The organism is Neorhizobium sp. LMR1-1-1.1 (assembly GCF_040675795.1).
GTDB lineage: Bacteria > Pseudomonadota > Alphaproteobacteria > Rhizobiales > Rhizobiaceae > Neorhizobium > Neorhizobium cellulosilyticum.
Window position 1 is genome coordinate 145,946 of the sequence record NZ_JBEGHE010000102.1, and the last position, 14,251, is coordinate 160,196.

At 57.4% G+C, this 14,251-nt stretch carries 14 protein-coding genes and 1 pseudogene; 6 read left to right on the forward strand and 9 right to left on the reverse strand.

All coding sequences use genetic code 11. From position 1 onward, the window contains the following. Positions 1-23: 23 nt before the first annotated feature. Positions 24-1,142, reverse strand: coding sequence for an alanine dehydrogenase (ald, locus tag MRBLMR1_RS30745; RefSeq protein WP_148146385.1), 1,119 nt, complete (start codon positions 1,140-1,142; stop codon positions 24-26). A gap of 157 nt (positions 1,143-1,299) precedes the next feature. Between ald and MRBLMR1_RS30750 the strand changes: the two genes are divergently transcribed. Together MRBLMR1_RS30750 and MRBLMR1_RS30755 are read left to right on the forward strand one after the other, a co-directional pair. Then, positions 1,300-1,761: an Lrp/AsnC family transcriptional regulator gene (locus tag MRBLMR1_RS30750; protein WP_500067251.1), complete on the forward strand. Its 462-nt coding sequence runs from the start codon at positions 1,300-1,302 to the stop codon at positions 1,759-1,761. A 390-nt stretch (positions 1,762-2,151) separates the two neighbouring features. Next, complete coding sequence (locus MRBLMR1_RS30755; protein ID WP_500067252.1) at positions 2,152-2,520, forward strand: pYEATS domain-containing protein; 369 nt, start codon at positions 2,152-2,154, stop codon at positions 2,518-2,520. Between the two features lie 15 nt (positions 2,521-2,535). On the opposite strand, the gene MRBLMR1_RS30760 is transcribed toward MRBLMR1_RS30755, so the two are convergent. After that, on the reverse strand, positions 2,536-3,369 hold the full coding sequence (locus tag MRBLMR1_RS30760) for a DMT family transporter (protein ID WP_148146382.1): 834 nt from the start codon (positions 3,367-3,369) through the stop codon (positions 2,536-2,538). Positions 3,370-3,589: 220 nt separating this feature from the next. Here MRBLMR1_RS30760 and MRBLMR1_RS30765 point away from each other — a divergent pair, with 220 nt between their 5' ends. The 3 genes from MRBLMR1_RS30765 to MRBLMR1_RS30775 all read left to right on the forward strand — a co-directional run bounded on the left by MRBLMR1_RS30765 (position 3,590) and on the right by MRBLMR1_RS30775 (position 6,937). Beyond that, positions 3,590-3,928: a PilZ domain-containing protein gene (locus MRBLMR1_RS30765; protein ID WP_148146381.1), complete on the forward strand. Its 339-nt coding sequence runs from the start codon at positions 3,590-3,592 to the stop codon at positions 3,926-3,928. A gap of 95 nt (positions 3,929-4,023) precedes the next feature. Beyond that, a complete protein-coding gene (locus MRBLMR1_RS30770; protein ID WP_148146380.1) occupies positions 4,024-6,012 on the forward strand; it encodes a bifunctional 2',3'-cyclic-nucleotide 2'-phosphodiesterase/3'-nucleotidase in 1,989 nt (662 codons plus the stop codon). Positions 6,013-6,100: 88 nt separating this feature from the next. Continuing rightward, positions 6,101-6,937, forward strand: a complete 837-nt coding sequence (locus MRBLMR1_RS30775; protein ID WP_148146379.1) for a PhzF family phenazine biosynthesis protein — start codon at positions 6,101-6,103, stop codon at positions 6,935-6,937. A gap of 3 nt (positions 6,938-6,940) precedes the next feature. Here the strand turns inward: MRBLMR1_RS30775 and MRBLMR1_RS30780 are convergent, their stop codons facing one another. Further along, a complete protein-coding gene (locus MRBLMR1_RS30780) occupies positions 6,941-7,549 on the reverse strand; it encodes a DUF2087 domain-containing protein (RefSeq protein WP_148146378.1) in 609 nt (202 codons plus the stop codon). A gap of 202 nt (positions 7,550-7,751) precedes the next feature. Next, positions 7,752-8,735, reverse strand: a complete 984-nt coding sequence (locus tag MRBLMR1_RS30785) for a LysR family transcriptional regulator (RefSeq protein ID WP_148146377.1) — start codon at positions 8,733-8,735, stop codon at positions 7,752-7,754. 154 nt (positions 8,736-8,889) lie between these two features. Here MRBLMR1_RS30785 and MRBLMR1_RS30790 point away from each other — a divergent pair, with 154 nt between their 5' ends. Beyond that, positions 8,890-9,507, forward strand: a complete 618-nt coding sequence (locus MRBLMR1_RS30790) for an FMN-dependent NADH-azoreductase (RefSeq protein WP_148146376.1) — start codon at positions 8,890-8,892, stop codon at positions 9,505-9,507. 14 nt (positions 9,508-9,521) lie between these two features. Here the strand turns inward: MRBLMR1_RS30790 and MRBLMR1_RS30795 are convergent, their stop codons facing one another. From MRBLMR1_RS30795 to MRBLMR1_RS30815, 5 genes and pseudogenes are all read right to left on the reverse strand, one after another. After that, the gene (locus tag MRBLMR1_RS30795; RefSeq protein ID WP_148146375.1) at positions 9,522-10,778 is read right to left on the reverse strand and encodes a GGDEF domain-containing protein; all 1,257 of its coding nucleotides are present in this window, start codon (positions 10,776-10,778) and stop codon (positions 9,522-9,524) included. Between the two features lie 233 nt (positions 10,779-11,011). After that, positions 11,012-11,324 (reverse strand): annotated as a pseudogene (locus MRBLMR1_RS30800) (diguanylate cyclase domain-containing protein). 97 nt (positions 11,325-11,421) lie between these two features. Continuing rightward, a complete protein-coding gene (locus MRBLMR1_RS30805) occupies positions 11,422-11,742 on the reverse strand; it encodes an HlyU family transcriptional regulator (RefSeq protein ID WP_148146374.1) in 321 nt (106 codons plus the stop codon). An 80-nt stretch (positions 11,743-11,822) separates the two neighbouring features. Next, positions 11,823-13,070, reverse strand: coding sequence for a threonine ammonia-lyase (gene ilvA / locus MRBLMR1_RS30810; protein ID WP_500067253.1), 1,248 nt, complete (start codon positions 13,068-13,070; stop codon positions 11,823-11,825). 143 nt (positions 13,071-13,213) lie between these two features. Next, complete coding sequence (locus tag MRBLMR1_RS30815; RefSeq protein WP_148146372.1) at positions 13,214-14,113, reverse strand: alpha/beta hydrolase-fold protein; 900 nt, start codon at positions 14,111-14,113, stop codon at positions 13,214-13,216. Positions 14,114-14,251 lie beyond the last annotated feature (138 nt).

The following is a 14,251-nucleotide window of genomic DNA, read 5'->3' on the forward strand; positions in this document are numbered from 1 at the left end:
CAGACTGGCAGAATTGAGGCAGATCAGGCGACGTTCAGCAGGCTTTCAGGGGCGAAGGCTTCGTAACCGAGTGCTTCGGCAACGGCCCTGTTGGTGACCCGTCCCTTGTGCACGTTTAAGCCGTTGCGCAGATGCCTGTCTTCGGCGATGGCGCGTAAGCCCCGATCGGCGAGAGCGAGGCCATACTGAAGCGTGGCGTTGTTCAGTGCATGTGCGGACGTGATCGGTACCGCGCCCGGCATGTTGGCGACGCAATAATGCACGATGCCATCAACCTCATAGGTTGGGTCGGAATGAGTGGTGGCATGGGATGTCTCGAAGCAACCGCCCTGATCGATCGCAACGTCAACCATGACCGCGCCCTGCTTCATACCGGACAGCATTTCGCGCGTGACAAGTTTCGGGGCTGCAGCGCCAGGGATGAGCACTGCACCGATGACAAGATCGGCCGAGAAGGTTTCTTCTTCGAGCGCATCGATGGTCGAATAACGGGTATGGACGCGGCCGGCGAAAATATCGTCGAGCTGGCGCAGGCGCGGCAGCGAGCGATCGAGAATGGTTACATCGGCTCCGAGGCCTGCCGCCATCCGGGCAGCATGAAGCCCGACGACGCCGCCTCCGATAACGGTGACCTTGGCAGGCGCAACGCCGGGCACGCCGCCGAGCAGGATACCACGACCGCCATTGGCTTTCTGGAGGGCCGTTGCACCGGCCTGAATTGCCAGCCGACCGGCGACTTCCGACATCGGCGCCAGAAGCGGAAGGCCGCCGCGCTCATCGGTGACCGTTTCATAAGCGACGCCGGTTACGCCGGAGGCGAGCAGGCCCTTGGTCTGTTCCGGATCGGGAGCAAGGTGAAGATAGGTGTAGAGGATCTGGCCCTCACGCAACTGTGCCCACTCTGCCGGCTGCGGCTCCTTGACCTTGACCACCATGTCGGATTTTTCGAAGACATCCTTGGCCGAAGCGACGATTTTTGCGCCAGCCGCCTGATAGGCGGCGTCATCCGCGCCAATACCGGCACCAGCCTTCGTTTCCACGATCACATCATGGCCATGCGCCACATATTCACGCACGGCACCGGGCGTGAGACCGACACGATATTCATGGTTCTTGATTTCCTTCGGGCACCCGACACGCATACAGCATTCCTCTCTTTTATATTGGCTATCGCCAGTTGATTTTTTGCCCGACGAGCACATCAGAAAAGCGACGGAATGTCCTTGCGAAGAGTGATTGCTGCAACCCTGATTTTCGGGGATTATTGCGCCAGATCGTCATTTTTCGGAAGAAACCGCAATGAGCAGCTTTGATGCCATCGATCGTGCGATCATGCGGACATTGCAGGATCACGGGCGAATATCCAACGCGGAACTGGCCGAGCGTGTCGGGCTTTCACCATCCGCCTGTTCGCGCCGCCTCGACATTCTGGAAAAAAACGGCACGATCAGCGGCTATCACGCACGCCTTTCCAATGCCGCGCTCGACTACAAGATGATGGTCATCGTCCACATCTCGCTATCGGGCCAGTTCGCCAAAACGCTGACCGAATTCGAAGCCGCGGTGAATTTGTGCCCCAATGTGCTCGTCTGCTATCTGATGTCCGGGGAATATGACTATATCCTGCGCGTCGCGGCCAAGGATCTTGAAGACTACGAGCGTATTCATCGCGACTGGCTCTCAGCTCTACCGCATGTGGTGAAGATCAATTCAAGTTTCGCGCTCCGTGAAATCATCGATAGACCCAATGTCGGCCTATGATTATTTAGGGTTGCATAAATCCAAAATACACCCAATCTTGAGGCGCCATTCAAGGGAGGGGTAGATGAAGCGAAGTTCACTGGAATTAGGCGCGGGTATCGTCAGCATTATTTCCATATTGCTCGTCATCGGAGAGGTGATCGGGTATCAAAGCAGTGACAGTGCAAAGATCGCCACATATCTTGCCATGGCGATCATAGCGTTGCTTGCTCCAAAACTTGCGAGCATTAGTGTCGGCAAAGATGGTCTCGTAGCCTCCCTGGCCGAGAAAGTGGAAGAAAATGGCCAGCGTATCGAGCGGACGAAAAACGTAGCGATCGAGCTCGATGAACAGCCAGTCTCGAAAGCGGCTTTGAGGCTCAGAGTATTTCCACCACCGACAAGCCCGAATTGCCGGCGATCACCGTCGCCAATGATCCGCAGAAACAGCGTTTCGGAGGTCAGGAAACCAATAAGGGGCTGCAGATTGCCGCCATAGTCGAGAAATCTGATGTCGGCGGCGATTGGCAGAAGGTCTCGATCACCGTTCGGGCGACAAAGGACACCATACTTACGGGAGTGGTCGATTTCTTCCTGCATGATAGTTTCCAGCCCAATCAGTACCACGTTCCGGTGACCAAGGGTGAAGCCAAGCTGGTCATCAGAGCCTGGGGAGCCTTCACCGTGGGGGCACTTGCAGGCGAAAAACGCATTCCTCTTGAACTTGATCTGGCAACCAGCCCCAATGTGGTTGCACCTATGAGCTGGAAATCCCGTTAAAGATGGGTCGCGGCGTCACGAAACCCCAATAAGGATGGCGCCGGCGGCAACCACGATGCATGCAAGGATGCGCCTCGGTGTCAGGCGCTCCCCCAGGAACTTCCATCCGATGAGAGCAGCGAACACCACGCTGGTCTCCCTGAGTGCCGATACCGGACCGGCCGGTGCCAATGAATAAGCAACCAGAACAGTGCCGTAAGAGAGAAGCGAGACCAGGCCGCCGCCGATCGCCTTGCGGGTTTCCGGTGAGCGGATATCGATATGCAGAGGCCCGCGTATAGCCATGTAGGCCGCGGAAAGAAGAATGCCCGGAAGAATGAACACCCAGGCAATATAGGCTACTCGTTCTCCTGCCACCCGGATGCCGATGGCATCAAGGGTTGAATAACCCGCGATCGCCACGCCGGTCGCAAGTGCAAACAGCATCGACGTGCCGGATGCCCTCGTCTTGCCGAGCGCCAGCGTCATGATACCGAGCACGATGCACAGAACGCCGAGCATGGCCAGGGGCTGCAGCACCTCGCCCATCAGGAAGAAACTGCCAACCGTGACCAGAAGCGGTGCACTGCCACGGATGATCGGATAAACCTGCCCGAGTTCACCATGCCTGTATGCGGCGACGAGCAGAAGGCCGTAGGCGACCTGAAACAGCGAAGAGCCGATGATATAGGGCCATGCATCCGCGACCGGCACGGGAAAGATGAGCACAACCGGAATGGCGGCAACCGTGATGGCAAGGTTCATGACCGTCATCATCCAGAAGCGATCGGCACCCGAACGCAGGAAAGCATTCCAGCTGGCATGAAGAACTGCAGCAAACAAAGCCAGAAGCACGACCGATGTGCTCATCCGGCATCCATTCCGGTCGTGGCAGTATGGCCAAAATATCGAGGCAAATGCAGATCCTCCGCGGCGAGAGAATCAGCTTCTCTCCCTCCTCCATTCGCGCCAGAGGCAAGCGGATGTAAAGCGGCGGTTACCCGATCTGTTACAATTTTATGACGCAAACTAAAGGCGTTTCAATTCATGCCAGATATAATCCGGATAAAAGGTCAGGAGGTATCAGGACATGGCAGTGAACAATCTCAACATGAAGGTGCGCTCTGCTCCTCGGCGCAAGGCACGCATTCCCGGAACGCTGAAATATTACGGGCAATCGGTCAATGCTCGCGTCGTCGATATTTCGGCGACCGGTCTGGCGCTAGACCTCGGCGCACCACTCAATGCCTCCATCGGAAGCCCCGTCAGAATTGACAGTGAGGAGCTTGGTGTTCTGGAGGGTATGGTGAAGTGGAGCCATAATGGACGCCTCGGCATCCAGTTTCGCCCCAATACGAATGCAGCAGCACAGGTCGCAGCCTATTTCCGCTTCTTCCATCAGGACATCCAGCCCGTGCTGAAACGGTAAGCCAGAGAAGGATTATTCCCCCTGTCATTTTGGTGATGCAGGCTCATGCGAATGCGCCTAGTGTTACACCTTTCGATGACGAATAGGGAGATATCATGCCGTCCTCCACTTTATCCTTTCAGCTCTCGCGCCGTTCGGTTCTCGGTGGGATTGCCGCCTCTTCCGCACTGGTCGCGCTGCATCCTTTCGCCGCGCGAGCGCAGGCCAACCAGGCACATCTTCGGATCATGGAAACGACGGATATCCATGTCCACGTCTTCCCTTACGATTATTACGCCGACAAGCCGAACGACACGCTGGGTCTCGCCCGCACCGCCTCGATCGTCGACGCGATCCGCGCCGAGGCCGGCAATTCGATGCTGATCGACAATGGCGACTTCCTTCAGGGCAATCCGCTCGGCGACTACATCGCCTATGAGCGCGGCATGAAGGAGGGTGACAAGCATCCCGTAATCAGCGCGATGAACGTGCTTGGTTATGACGTCGGGACACTTGGAAACCACGAGTTCAATTATGGCCTAGACTTCCTCAACAAGGTGCTCGCCGGATCGGGCTTTCCATACGTTTGTGCGAATCTAACCAAAGGCATGTTGGCATCCGATGCCAAGAAGGATGAACTTTTCTTCAAGCCCTATGTGATCCTCGAAAAGCAGATCCGTGACGGGTCAGGAGCCACCTCGCCGATCAAGGTCGGGTTCATCGGTTTCGTGCCGCCACAGATCATGGTCTGGGATGCCAAGAACCTCGAAGGCAAGGCGCAGACGCGCGACATCGTCGATGCAGCAAAGGCCTGGGTGCCGCAGATGAAGGAGGAAGGTGCGGATATCGTGATCGCGCTTTCGCATTCCGGCATCGACGGCTCCGGCCAGAGCGAGCGGATGGAAAATGCCTCGCTTTATCTTGCCGGCATTGAAGGCATCGATGCGATCTTTACCGGCCACCAGCATCTTGTCTTCCCCGGGCCGAAGGATTTTGACGGGATTGCCGGTGCGGATGCCAAGAAGGGCACGCTGATGGGCAAGCCCGCGGTGATGGCCGGTTTCTGGGGCTCGCATATGGGCCTGATCGATCTGCTTGTCGAAAAGGACGGCAACGGGTGGAAGATCATCTCATCCACCTCCGAGGCACGGCCGATCTATCATCGCGACGAGAACCGCAAGATTGTCGCGGACGTGAGGGACAAGCCGGAAGTTATTGTCGCGGCCAAAGCCGAACACGAAGCGACGCTGGCCTATGTGCGCCGGCCTGTCGGCAAGACCTCGGCGCCGCTCTATTCCTATTTTGCGCTGGTGGCCGACGATCCGTCGGTGCAGATCGTCTCGAATGCGCAGAGCTGGTATATCAAGCAGATGCTGAAGGATGGCCAGTACAAGGACTATCCGGTGCTTTCGGCTGCGGCTCCGTTCAAGGCCGGCGGACGTGGCGGTGCCGAATATTATACCGACGTGCCGACCGGTGATATCGCGATCAAGAACGTCGCCGACCTCTATCTCTATCCGAACACGGTTCAGGCGGTACTGATTACCGGCGCGCAGGTGAAAAACTGGCTGGAAATGTCGGCGGGCATGTTCAATCAAGTCAAGGCGGGAGCCAAGGATGCGGCGCTGCTGAACGACGGTTTCCCTTCCTACAATTACGATGTCATCGATGGCGTGACCTACCAGATCGACCTGTCGCAGCAGGTGCGCTTTGACAAGGACGGCAAGCTGATCAATGAAGATGCGCATCGCATAACTGACTTGAAGTTTGAAGGAAAATCGATTGATCCAGCTCAAAAATTCGTCGTCGTGACGAATAATTATCGTGCTGGTGGTGGCGGCAAGTTCCCGGAAATTGCCGGTGACAAGGTGATCTTCGTTGCGCCCGATACCAACCGTGACGTGATCGTGCGCTATATCGTCGAACAGGGGACGATCAACCCGACGGCCGACGGAAACTGGTCCTTCAAGCCGTTGCCGGGAACGACGGCGGTGTTCGAGAGCGGACCGAAGGGGCGCCATTTCGCCAGCGAGATCAAAGGGGCAAAAATCGAGGATGCCGGCGACGGTGAAAACGGTTTTGCGAAGTTCCGGCTGGTGCTGTGAGGCGATCAGCCACCGGGCAAATCATTTGCGGAATCAAGCGGCAGCTGAAAGGCTGCCGTTTTCGTTTCAACCGGATGCAGTGATCCCTATGCCAAGCTTTTCCTTCCAGCAGGTCGATGTCTTTTCCAGCCAGCCGATGCGCGGCAACCCGCTTGCGGTCGTCATCGGTGCAGATGCGCTCGATGACGCGCAGATGCAGGCCTTTGCCAACTGGACCAATCTCAGCGAAACGACCTTTCTTTTGGAGCCGACAACGGTGGAGGCGCATTACCGTGTGCGGATCTTTACGCCGACACAGGAGCTGCCGTTTGCAGGACATCCGACGCTCGGTAGTGCACATGTGTGGCTGAGCCAGGCGGCAAATGCGCCTCAGGGCGAGATCGTTCAGGAATGCGGCGCCGGGCTGGTGCGAATCCGCCGCGACGGCCAGAGGCTTGCCTTTGCCGCGCCACCGCTCGTGCGAAGCGGCCCGGTGGAGCCGGCGTTGATCGAGAGAATAGCCAGCGGGCTCGGCATCCCGGTCTCCATGATCGAGGACGCCAACTGGGTCGAGAACGGGCCGGACTGGATCGGTGTGCGCCTGCCCTCACGCGCGGATGTGCTGGCGGTCAGGCCGGACTATTCGCGTCTTGCAGGTGCGCGGGTTGGGTTGGTCGGGCGCTTTGACCCGCAATCGGATGGTGAAGACGCGCAGTTCGAAGTGCGCGCCTTTACCCGTAACGGCTACGAGGACCCGGTGACGGGAAGCCTGAATGCCGGGCTTGCGCAATGGCTGATCGGCTCCGGAATTGCGCCGGAAAGCTATGTCGCTGCGCAAGGCACGGTGCTCGGCCGCGCCGGCCGGGTGCATGTCGACAAGCTCAGTGACGACATCTGGGTCGGCGGCGAGGTCGCGACATGCATTTCCGGCACGCTGACGCTATGACGGTCAGGCCGGGCTTGCCGTTTGCGGCAAGCCGGTCGCCGGTCCCTGCCGGGTCGGGATTTTCATCGGCAAGGTTGCGACCTTGCGCAGGAGAAGCCCTAGCTCCGGTGGCGGCTTTTTCTCAATGCGGCGATAATCGCTGCCGTCACGATTGCGGGTGACGAGGCCGAGGTCGAAGAGATCTCTTCTCAGCAATGCGGCATCCTCGAAGAGGTGCAACCCGTTCAGGAATACGCTGATCTCCCGTTCGGAAAACATTCTTCCGCGCGGGATCTTCGACCAGAGGAACCAGAGGCAAAGCTCCTGCTGCGAGCGTTTTCCCGGCCAGCGGATGATACGCCCGTCCCGGTCGAAGACGCGAAGCGTGTGCATGACACGACGTTCGTTTGCCTGCGGTTCCGGCTCGGCCGTGGTGTGGCTCATCTCGACGGGATCGGCGCTATCGGCCGTTGCACGAAAATGCTGGTAATTGCGGAAACCCGCGGCGCGGCTCAGGAGATTGAGCATCTCCACATGGGTCGGCTTGTGATCGAGCCTGTCGATCTGGTTTCGCAGGGATTTGGCGAAGGCCGACATATCTGACACGGCCATCGGAAAGATGGTTCTGGGCATGGCTTATCCTTTAAATCGTGCCGGTCCGTCTGGTATGTCGCTGGTCACCGTCTTGTCGACTTCGGCACAGGATAAGTGCTGATATCTGAATGTGCAGGTTTAGCTTCCCATAAGGGACGGCGACGCCTCGGTGAACTGCTGACCGTGATGCGATCTATATCAAGATCAGCCCGACGCGGTCAATCGCACGGATTGCGCCGGCCTACTCCGCCGCCTCGGGATAGGCAGGCACATCGATGGGCTTGTCGATATCGGCGCGGAGCATGGTGGTGAAATGCTGCTTGTTCGGGCAGGTCGAAAGCCGGCGGGCGAAGCTATCGATCAGCCATTGGCCGGCAGGACCGGGCGGGCTTGCCGTCCTGCGCAGCGCATAAAGCGGGTATTCGCCCTGCTCGTAGGCTTCGATATCGAGAACGACGAGATTGCCGTCACGCACATCGTCGCGCACCAGCGATGCCGGCAAGCCGCCCCAGCCGAGCCCACCCTTGACGAGATGATGCTTGGTGGCGATGTCGCTGACCCGCCAGATCTTGTAGGAGAGAACGTTGAAATCGCGACCGGCAGTGATGCCTGATGCGTCGGTGACGACGAGCTGCGTCTCCTCACGAACATCGGCAAGCGTCAGCGGTCGCCCGAGCTTGGCCAGCGGGTGGTCGGCGGCAGCGACCGGTAGCAGGAAAGCGTGGCCGATCTTTTCCGCGATAAGCGAATCGTCCTGTTTCAACAGCGCCCCGCCAATGCCGATATCCGCCTTGCCGTTCATGACAAGGTTCATCACCATGCCGAGTTCGCCGACATTTAGGTTGAGCGCGACGGTCGGGAATTCCGTCCTGAATTCCTTGAGTTCGGCAACAAGCGCGTCGGCCGGAACCATGACGCTGATCGCCAGCGTGATTTCCGCCTCAAGCCCCTGCCGGATACCCTTGGCGCGCGAGCGCATGACCTGCAGGTCGGCAACAATCCGGCGAGCATCGGCCAGCATCGCCCTACCCGCTTCGGTGAGTTTTGGCTGGCGTGCACCGCTGCGCTCGAAAAGCGTGACTTCAAGCTGGGCTTCCAGATTGCCGATCGTGTAGCTGACCACGGATTGCGCCCGGTTGAGCGAGCGGGCCGCGGCCGAAAAGCTTCCCGTTTCCGCAACGGCGATGAAGACCTGCAACTGGTCGAGGGTCGGATTTGCATCCATGAGAGCTATCCAGATATTCGATAAGAACCTTCGATATTATCCCCGTTTTATCGATGTCGGTCCAGACCTATTTGTCAGCTACACGAGCCTCCAGTCTCGCCCCATATATCGAGGTCGCAAGAAGACCTCCAAGACAAATCAAGGAATTGGCACCATGTCTTCCATTCTTCTCGTCACCTCTAGCCCGCGCGGCGACGAATCCCTCTCGACCAAGATCGCCAACGAATTCGTCGATAAGCTGAAGGCGAAGAACGCTGGCGCAACTGTTGTCAGTCACGACCTTGGTCAGAATCCGATTTCCCATCTCGACACCGTAACGACCTCGGCTATCCGCAAGCCGGCTGACCAGCGTAATTCCGAGGAAGCGGCTGCCGCCGAACTGTCGGACAAGCTCACTGCCGAACTGCTGGCCGCCGACACTGTCGTGCTGGCAACTGGCCTGATCAACTTCAACATCTACTCGCAGCTGAAGAGCTGGATCGACAACGTTGCCCGCGCCGGCCTCACCTTCCGCTACACGGCCGAAGGCCCGCAGGGTCTTGCCACCGGCAAGAAGGTCTATGTCGTCCTGTCGGCCGCAGGCATCTATTCCGAAGGCCCTGCCATGGCGATGAACCATGCCGTTCCTTACCTGAAGACCGTCCTCGGCTTCATGGGAATGACCGATGTCGAAGTCATCTATGTCGAAGGCACGGCTTTCGGTCCGGAAGCCTTCGAAAAGGCAATTGCTTCGGCCCAGGAACGGACAGAGCAGCTGGCTCTCGCTGCCTAATTTCCTGAATACGTTCAGAACTTCCCAAGACGGCCGTGAACCCTATCACGGCCGTTATTTTTTGCCTGATAGAGCCGTTCGTCAGCCCGGCTCAAGATGAGATCCAGCGTTCGGCCATCCTCCGGCGCAGTCGCAACGCCGATCGAGACCGTAAGCGGCGCGCCATCGGGCCGCGTGATGTTGGCAGCAATATCCACCCGAAGGCGCTCTGCGACTTCCAGAGCCTTTTCATGGTCGGTGTCCGACAAAAGGATCACGAACTCCTCGCCGCCGAAACGGGATAAATGATCACTTGAGCGAGCGCTCCTGCTCAGACAAGCTGCCAAATCCCGCAAAACCGTATCACCACGCTGATGGCCGAATCGATCATTGACCTCCTTGAAATGATCGGCATCGACAATGACCATGCTGATCGACTGGCGCATTGCGAGGCTTTTTCGCACCAGTTCAGGTCCGTCCACCTCATAACGGCCGCGATCCAAAAGACCGGTCAGTCCGTCTACACCAGCCTTTGCCAGCAGAGCCTGATAACGCTCGCGGAATGTGAGGTCGTGAAAAATGTCCTTGATCTGCCGTGACGACGCGAACCATCGGTCGTTTTGATCGATCCTGAGATAGACTGCAAAGAGGCTCGAATAGATAAGCACCGCGAGTAACTTCGCATACCAGCCACCGAAGAAGACAGGCAGCGGCACACCAAGCAAGATGTGGAGTACAGAGAAAAAAGCTACCTGATCAAACGTCAGCATAACGGCGCCGCTGATGGCGAAGCGCACGACCACATTGTCGACGAAACGCCCCAACCGCTCGTAAAGCAGGATGATGGCAATCGCGTCGACATAGAGGATCGTCGTGCCCCAGACCATGAGCCAACCCATCTCATCGAGAAAGGCCATATCGGCAGCGCGTCCGCCCGGCAGCGTTACAGCCGCGTGCAGCTGCAATATCTGGGCGATGCCAACCGTCAGGAGATTACCGAGAAACAGTCCATAGATGGGCTGCCGTACCGTTGCTGCATCTTCCTTGATATAAAGCATCAGGATCATCATCAGCTTGCCGGCAAAAAAGATAGAGGAACCTGGCGATACCGTTCCGAATGGAAGCTCGACGTAAAAGACCGCCGCTAGGTAGGTCTCCATGAAGTGCATCACACCGAGCGCGGCCAAAAACACACCCAGGCCAAGCGAACGCCGAAAATGCAGGAACGCCGTCATGACGGAGAAATAGACGACCGCTTCAATCAGAAACAGGCCGAGATTAAGCCATTGCATGGGCGCTCCTTGCGCCATTGAGAACAAGCTCTTTTAGGATCATCTCAGTTAAGTTTTCCTCAAATCCCGGTAAGTCCTGCGCAAGTTATCTGACAAGAAGGACAATCGTGCCTTCCTTGAAGTCCAGACCTGCAACTTCCGGCAATCGTCTTGGCATGTGTTTCAATGGACCAGCAAACTAGGGATCATCTCAATAGAGCGCGATATCGGCACAACCGACCGACGTATCCTTGTCAGCCGTATGCTCCGGGCAGAGCGCTGAACGTTTCCAGATCCTGTTCCGTCGACACGCTTGCCAGAATTGCTGCGAAATCTTCTCCCTCAAGGCGAGCGATCATATCCAGCGGCCCGGTTTTAGCCATCAGCCTAACAGAGACCTCGCGGATGACTGCATCGCCAGCCTGATGGCCATGAATTGAAACGATCGAGATCGATCATGGCGATACTGAAAGCGTGGCCGTTGCCGGCATGCACCATGATTTCGTTGAGGCTTTCAGTGAACAGGACTCGACTGGGCAAGCCTGTCGGCCGATCGTGCAGCGCCAGATGGCGGCATCGTCCTTGAGCCGGATGATCTCAGAAACACGGATAACCTCCCCGTCCCCAAAGGAAACTGAAGATGGAACGTCCTATCAGTGGCGGATCAGGCGGAACGGGAGCTTTGACCGTCCGAAAACAGCGAAGAGCCGTTCTGGTCGATGATCTGTTCAGCCTTGCGGACCGTGAAAGTCACAGCGTCTTCCATCGAAGAGAACATATCGGCCCGAATGACATGGCGAACCAGCGTCTCGCCGTTTACGTCCTTCTCGATCCGGCCAGCGAGGCGGTATTGTCCGCCTTCGGCGATCGGTGCCGGATAGATCAGGCAATCCTTGTAAGCAACAGGTTCCACGCCTTTGGCAGCCTGGGCCGGCTTATCCTTGCCTGAAAAGGCTGAGAGGAGAGAAGAGAAAAAAGATGCCATGATTTTGCCTACCACATTGCTCCCGGCGCCGAAACGCACCCAACCGCCTGTAACCGTTTCAGGCCGGAAGCGCCAGCCCATCAAATGATCAGGTTGGCGAGGATTTCGTTTTCGGTGATGTCCTCGTACCCGAGCCCTGCCCCTTCAAAACGTTCATAAAGGCCGGCGAAGTTTTCCGACGCCGTCGTTTCGATACCGATAAGGATCGAGCCGAAATTGCGGGCCGATTTCTTCAGATATTCGAAACGGGCGATGTCATCATCTGGGCCCAGAAGGTTGAGGAAATCGCGCAAAGCCCCGGGACGCTGGGGCAAACGCAGGATGAAATATTTCTTCAGGCCCGCATAACGCATGGCCCGCTCCTTCACATCGGGTAGCCGCTCGAAATCGAAATTGCCGCCCGAGACGATGCAGACGATGGTCTTTCCGGCGATCTTTTCACGCGGAAGAAGCGACAGTGCGGTGATCGAAAGACCACCTGCCGGTTCCAGCACGACACCTTCGACATTCAGCATGTCGGTCATCGTGACGCAGATCGCATTTTCGGGAACCAGCATCACCTGCGACGACGAAAAACCTTTCAACGCTTCAAAATTAAGATCACCGATGCGCGCGACCGCGGCACCATCGACGAAGTTGTCGACCTTCGAAAGCGTTATGGGCGATCCGGCCTCGAGGCTTTTCTTCAGGCTCGGCGCGCCTGTCGGCTCAGTGAAGAGAAAACCTTCAGCGGCGACCGCATCCTTGAGGTAGCCGGTGACGCCGGAAGCAAGACCGCCGCCGCCAACCGGAAGAATGACCAAGTCCGGCAACACGCCATCGGGTAGCTGGGTCGAAATTTCCGCAGCAACGGTCGCCTGCCCCTCGATTATGTCTAGATCGTCGAAGGGTGGCACCATCATGCCGCCGATTTCCTCCACATGGGCACGGGCGGCCGCGTAGCATTGGTCGAAGATGTCGCCGACAAGCTTGATGGTGATGAATTCGCCGCCGAAGATGCGGGTTTTGTCTATCTTCTGCTGCGGCGTCGTGACCGGCATGAAGACAATGCCCGGCACTTCAAAATGGCGGCAGACGAAGGCAAACCCCTGCGCATGGTTGCCGGCCGAAGCGCAGACGAACGTCTTGCCGCTCGCGCCAGTAGTGATCGCCTTGCGCAGAAAATTGAAGGCGCCGCGGATCTTGTAGGAACGGACCGGCGACAGGTCCTCACGCTTCAACCAGATATCTGCGCCGTAACGGCGGCTCAGATGCTCGTTCAACTGGAGCGGCGTCTCCGGAAAGATCGTCCGCATCGCCGCCTTGGCATCATCCACACCTGTCTTCATCACATAAACCATCCACGGCTCGTCAAGATTTTCATCGCTATGCCATAGCTTATGGATGAAGACCAAGCCCGTTTAACCAGCTTTCAGTTCTCCGCCGACTTCAGCATTCCGGCGGAGACGAACAAATAACGTCTAGCGGCCTGTTATTGATGAAAAACCTCACCCAGAAAAACGGTCGCCTGCGGCAGCCCGGTGCGCCAATAGGTCCAGTCATGACCACCCTCGCGGGCCATGAAATGATGCGGCACTTTCAGCTTCCGGAGTTTCATTGTCAGCTCGGCATTGCCGACGAAAAAATCGTCATAGGAACCGCAGTCTATAAAGAGCTCGGTCTTCTTTAGATCGTCAGCCGGGACCTTGTCGACCAGATCGAGAACGCTGTTGGCGTAATAAGGCTGATTGAGGCGATCGCGCCCGGCCAATCCGACACCCCAGGCCTTGCCATAGCGCCGATCATATCCTGCCTGATCCATTTCGACGATCTGCTGGTCGGTGCGGAAGGCCGCACTCAATGCAGCGGCACCGGCGAAAAGATCAGGATATTTCATGGAAAAAGCAATTGCTGCATATCCGCCCATCGACAGGCCGAGAATGCCGCGGGACTTCTTACCTGGAATGACGGGAAAGGTCTTTTCGATGTGCGGAACGAACTCTTTCACGAACATGTCCTGCCACAAATACTGGCCGTCGGCATCGTTCATGTAATAGGTGTTGAATTTGTTGTCGTCATCCCGGCGGCCTTCCGGCGTGACCGCGATGAAGGGCGGCACTTCACCTGATTCGATCAGCCTGTCAAAAACCAGATTGGCGTTGCCGAAACGATACCAATCCTGATTTTGGCCGTCGCCGCCACCATGCATAAGGTAGATGACCGGATAACGCCTTTCGTCACGACCGTACCCCGGTGGCAGATACAGCGAGTACTCGACGTTCTTTCCGAGAATGCGGCTGGCCATGACCTGGCCTTCCTTTACCGTACCTTCCGCATGCGCCACCGAGCCGGTGAAGATTATCATCAAAAGGAACAATACTTTCCCGACCATATTTTCCTCCTCGTTATGGAGGAGGACATAGCCCCGGACATTCAAGCGTCAACCTGAAGCGATCCTGCACCTCCCCGACAATATTGCTCACCACCACAATTCGCTTCGTTTAGACATCGGCCCCATTTCCTCCAGCAC

Excerpts from the sequence above, each read along its gene's own strand:
- MRBLMR1_RS30765 (WP_148146381.1), top strand. The coding sequence starts at position 3,590 with ATGGCAGTGAACAATCTCAACATGAAGGTGCGCTCTGCTCCTCGGCGC.
- ilvA (WP_500067253.1), bottom strand. The coding sequence starts at position 13,070 with ATGAAGACAGGTGTGGATGATGCCAAGGCGGCGATGCGGACGATCTTT.
- MRBLMR1_RS30790 (WP_148146376.1), top strand. The coding sequence starts at position 8,890 with ATGTCTTCCATTCTTCTCGTCACCTCTAGCCCGCGCGGCGACGAATCC.
- MRBLMR1_RS30775 (WP_148146379.1), top strand. The coding sequence starts at position 6,101 with ATGCCAAGCTTTTCCTTCCAGCAGGTCGATGTCTTTTCCAGCCAGCCG.
- MRBLMR1_RS30785 (WP_148146377.1), bottom strand. The coding sequence starts at position 8,735 with ATGGATGCAAATCCGACCCTCGACCAGTTGCAGGTCTTCATCGCCGTT.
- MRBLMR1_RS30750 (WP_500067251.1), top strand. The coding sequence starts at position 1,300 with ATGAGCAGCTTTGATGCCATCGATCGTGCGATCATGCGGACATTGCAG.
- MRBLMR1_RS30795 (WP_148146375.1), bottom strand. The coding sequence starts at position 10,778 with ATGCAATGGCTTAATCTCGGCCTGTTTCTGATTGAAGCGGTCGTCTAT.
- MRBLMR1_RS30770 (WP_148146380.1), top strand. The coding sequence starts at position 4,024 with ATGCCGTCCTCCACTTTATCCTTTCAGCTCTCGCGCCGTTCGGTTCTC.
- MRBLMR1_RS30760 (WP_148146382.1), bottom strand. The coding sequence starts at position 3,369 with ATGAGCACATCGGTCGTGCTTCTGGCTTTGTTTGCTGCAGTTCTTCAT.
- MRBLMR1_RS30815 (WP_148146372.1), bottom strand. The coding sequence starts at position 14,113 with ATGGTCGGGAAAGTATTGTTCCTTTTGATGATAATCTTCACCGGCTCG.
- MRBLMR1_RS30780 (WP_148146378.1), bottom strand. The coding sequence starts at position 7,549 with ATGCCCAGAACCATCTTTCCGATGGCCGTGTCAGATATGTCGGCCTTC.
- MRBLMR1_RS30805 (WP_148146374.1), bottom strand. The coding sequence starts at position 11,742 with ATGGCATCTTTTTTCTCTTCTCTCCTCTCAGCCTTTTCAGGCAAGGAT.
- ald (WP_148146385.1), bottom strand. The coding sequence starts at position 1,142 with ATGCGTGTCGGGTGCCCGAAGGAAATCAAGAACCATGAATATCGTGTC.